The organism is Thermodesulfobacteriota bacterium (genome assembly GCA_036482575.1).
Taxonomy (GTDB): Bacteria; Desulfobacterota; GWC2-55-46; order GWC2-55-46; family JAUVFY01; genus JAZGJJ01.
The window spans coordinates 1-3,448 of sequence record JAZGJJ010000201.1 but is presented as its reverse complement, the minus strand read 5'-3'; the positions used below and the strand labels follow the sequence as shown (position 1 = coordinate 3,448).

2 protein-coding genes and 1 pseudogene are annotated in these 3,448 nt (G+C 59.3%); all 3 read right to left on the bottom strand.

From position 1 onward, the window contains the following. Positions 1-1,903: nitrate- and nitrite sensing domain-containing protein (locus V3W31_09065; protein MEE9615074.1), on the bottom strand; the 1,903-nt coding region annotated here is incomplete at its 3' end. A gap of 67 nt (positions 1,904-1,970) precedes the next feature. Next, the gene (locus V3W31_09060; GenBank protein ID MEE9615073.1) at positions 1,971-2,516 is read right to left on the bottom strand and encodes a chemotaxis protein CheW; all 546 of its coding nucleotides are present in this window, start codon (positions 2,514-2,516) and stop codon (positions 1,971-1,973) included. Between the two features lie 585 nt (positions 2,517-3,101). Further along, positions 3,102-3,448, bottom strand: a pseudogene (locus V3W31_09055) (methyl-accepting chemotaxis protein).

Below are 3,448 nucleotides of genomic sequence, written 5' to 3'. Positions count from 1 at the left end.
AGCCCATGCCGTGCTCGCCGGCCCTGGCCGCCTCGATGGCCGCGTTAAGCGCCAGCAGGTTCGTCTGCTCGGCTATGTCGTCTATCACCTCGATTATCTTCCCTATGTCCTCGGTCCTGACCCCGAGCTGCTTTATGGTCTCGGCCGATTCGCCCATGACGCTTGTTATGTCCCTCACCCCCTCGGTGGAGCGGTCAACGGCCTCCCTTCCGGAGGCGACCGCCTCGGCGCTCTGCTGGGCTATTTCGACCATCTTCCGGGCGTTATCCGCCACCTTCTGTATGGAGGCGATGAGCTCTTCGATGGAGGTCGAGGTCTCGGTAACGGATGAGGCCTGCGTCTGTATGCTCCTGGCCACGTTCTGGATGTTGGCGCTCATCTCGTGCATGGTGGAGGTTACCTCCTCCACGGCCGTGGCCGCGCTCTCGCCGTTGCGGTTCGACTGTTCGCTGGTGGAGGCTATCTCGGTGGAGGCCGACGCTATCTGGTCCGCCCCGGTCCTTACCTGCGTCACTATGTCGCGGAGCCCGCCGAGCATCTCCTTGAAGGCGTTCCCGAGGACGTCCTTTTCGCTCTTGGGGTTCACGGCCCGGGTCAGGTCGCCTTCGGCTATGGCCTCGGCCGTATGCGCCGTCTCTTTCAGGTAGGCCGCCATGTTCTTGAACGAGTTGCCGAGGACGTCCCTTTCGGACTTCGGCTTCACCTCGACGCTAAGGTCCCCCTGCTCTATGGCGTCGGCGGTATGCGCCATCTCTTTCATGTATGCGACCATACCCCCGAAGGCGACAGCGAGCACCCCCACCTCGTCTCTTGAGCTCACGTCCAGGGAGACGTCCAGGTCGCCCTCGGCGAGCTTCTTCGAGGACTCGGCCATGGCGTTCAGAGGACGCGTGATGCTGCGCATGATAAAGAGGGCCAGAATGGACGCGACCACGACGGTGATGAGCGTCAGGGCTATGTAGATGAAAAGCGTCGCCTTCGCCGAGCCCCTGAGCTCGACCGCCCTCTCGTTCAGGCCCACCGAGAGGTAGTCCTCGACCTCCTTAAGGAGGTTTATCTTGCCCGTCATCATCTTGAACCAGTAGGTGGGGTCCACCCCGAAGTCGCCCGTGGCGGCCCTGGAAAAAGCGACCTCCCTCATGCTCGCCACCTCGGCCACTGCCTGGCCCTGCAGCTTGTTCTTATAGAACTCTTTCTGACCGGTGTCGGCGAAGGAGAGGAAGACGTTCGTATAGGTGTCCTGGGCCGTCACGAGCGAGCCGAACTTGTTGAACATCCCCGCGCCGAAGTTGTCCCTGGCGAAGGTGTTGCTCAAAACGGCCCTCTCTATGCCCGCCCTCTCCTTGCCCATGAGGAAGTTTACGTAGGCGGCCGTCATGGTGCCCACCTCGGCGTTCGAGCTTATCCTCGCCATGTGCGAGATAACATTCAGGAACATGCCGTTCATGTTGGTGTAGTAGCCTATCGCCTCGGCGGTGGAGATGCTCATCGCGCTTACGCTTTCCCTCCTGCCGGATATTTTCTCGAGCTGGTTCAGCGCGCCGTCGAGGCCCCTCTGGAAATCACCTCCGAACCGGGCGCTGTCGAACTCGGACGCGAACGTCTGAACTTCCGAGATCTTGGTGTCGGTCCCGGTCCTCTGCTGCGAGAGCTCTGAGACGAACTTGGTGCCCTTGCTCCCCAGGTAGAGCGCCGTCGCCCCCCGCTCTTTCTGTGTCTCGTGCACCAGGGCGCTTATCCTTACCGCAAGCTCGGAGAGCTCCTGGATCTCACCCATCGAATTAGCCTCGCTCGACTTCTCCCATATGCCGTTAATCGAGAAAAAGAGCAGCCCCAGCACAGGGAAAAGAAGCATAAGTATGAGCTTGCTCCTCATCTTCAAATCGTTAATGAACTTTCTCATAACCGCCTCCTCCTTCTTTTTCACTCGTGAATTTCGAATAATCCCCTTAACGGGGCGCCGCCTTCTCCTATGCCTGCTGTCCCGTCCCTTCTTCGAGCGCCTTGCCGGATTTACCTCCTATGGCTTCCTTGCCGGTGGAAGCGGTGAGCTCGGCCCTCCTCCGGACCGCATCGAGCCCGCCCATCTCGTCTGCGCTGAGGAGCCGGGTGATATCCACGAGCACTATGAGCTTGTCGTCGAGCTTGCCGACGGCCGTAACGTACTCGGCGCCCACCGAAGAGACAAGCTCCGGGGTGCTCTCTATCTGTTCGTCCGGGAGCTTCAGTATCTCGGAAGCCGAGTCCACTATGAGCCCCACGGTCCTGCCGTCGATATCGAGTATGAGGACCCTGTTGGTCCTGACCCTCTCCATTGTCGGCAGCCCTATGCGGGTCCTCATGTCCACCACCGGCACTATCCGTCCCCTTAAGTTAATGACACCCTCGAGGAAGTCCGGGGTGTCGGGCACCGCCGTTATATCCGGGACCCTCACGATCTCCTTTACCTTCTCGATGGGGACCCCGAAGAACTCCTTATCCACCTTGAACCCTACAAGTTGCAGAATCGTTGACATATCCAACCTCCTTTATCCGCCGTGTTCCCTCTTTCCAAACAACTAATCCCTTTATATAAGTAAGTATACCAGACAATCCGGAGTTTGGTACTCCTAAACTAATATATAGCAAAATCCGTGCCCAATATGAGAATGTAAGTTTTTCAAGGAGTTACAACTATAGGAGATCTTTGTGCGGGCTACAGAAGGGCATTTTGCCCTGGCATAAAAGGGCAAAATGCCCTATAGGGCATTTACTCCGTATTCAACGGGGCGCCATGTTGCCGACGGCCGGAGGGTTTTAAGGTATCAGTGGCCGGGCTCTTCCACGGGCCCAGGCGCGGGCTCCGCCTCGCTGTCGCCGGTGTTGAACTTCGAGACCGTATCGCTGAGTGTCTCGGCCTGCCTGCTCATCTGCTCCGCCGAACTGGCGAGCTCGGCCGCGCTCGAAGCGCCCTGCTGGGTCATCTCCCTGAGCTTCTCCACACCTTTTACGACCTGCTCGGTGCCCGAGGACTGCTCGTCGGCCGAGGAGCTTATCTCCTGGGTTATCGCGTTCAGTTTGTTTATCGACCTGGATATCTGGTCGCATCCTCCGGCCTGCTCGCTCGTGGCCGCCCCTATCTCCTCGGAGTACCTGGTCACCTCGGTGACGGACTCCTCTATCTTCTTGAGCGACGCCACGACCTCATCGGAAAGTTTTAGCGCCCCGTCGACGATGCCGACGTTCTTCTCGACCTTCTTCACCGCATCCCCGGCGTCCTTCTGGATGCCGTAGATGAGCTCGGATATCTCCGAGGTGCTCCTGGCCGACCTCTCGGCCAGCTTCCTCACCTCGTCGGCCACGACGGCGAAGCCCATGCCGTGCTCGCCGGCCCTGGCCGCCTCGATGGCCGCGTTAAGCGCCAGCAGGTTCGTCTGCTCGGCTATGTCGTCTATCACCTCGATTATCT

Excerpts from the sequence above, each read along its gene's own strand:
- V3W31_09060 (MEE9615073.1), bottom strand. The coding sequence starts at position 2,516 with ATGTCAACGATTCTGCAACTTGTAGGGTTCAAGGTGGATAAGGAGTTC.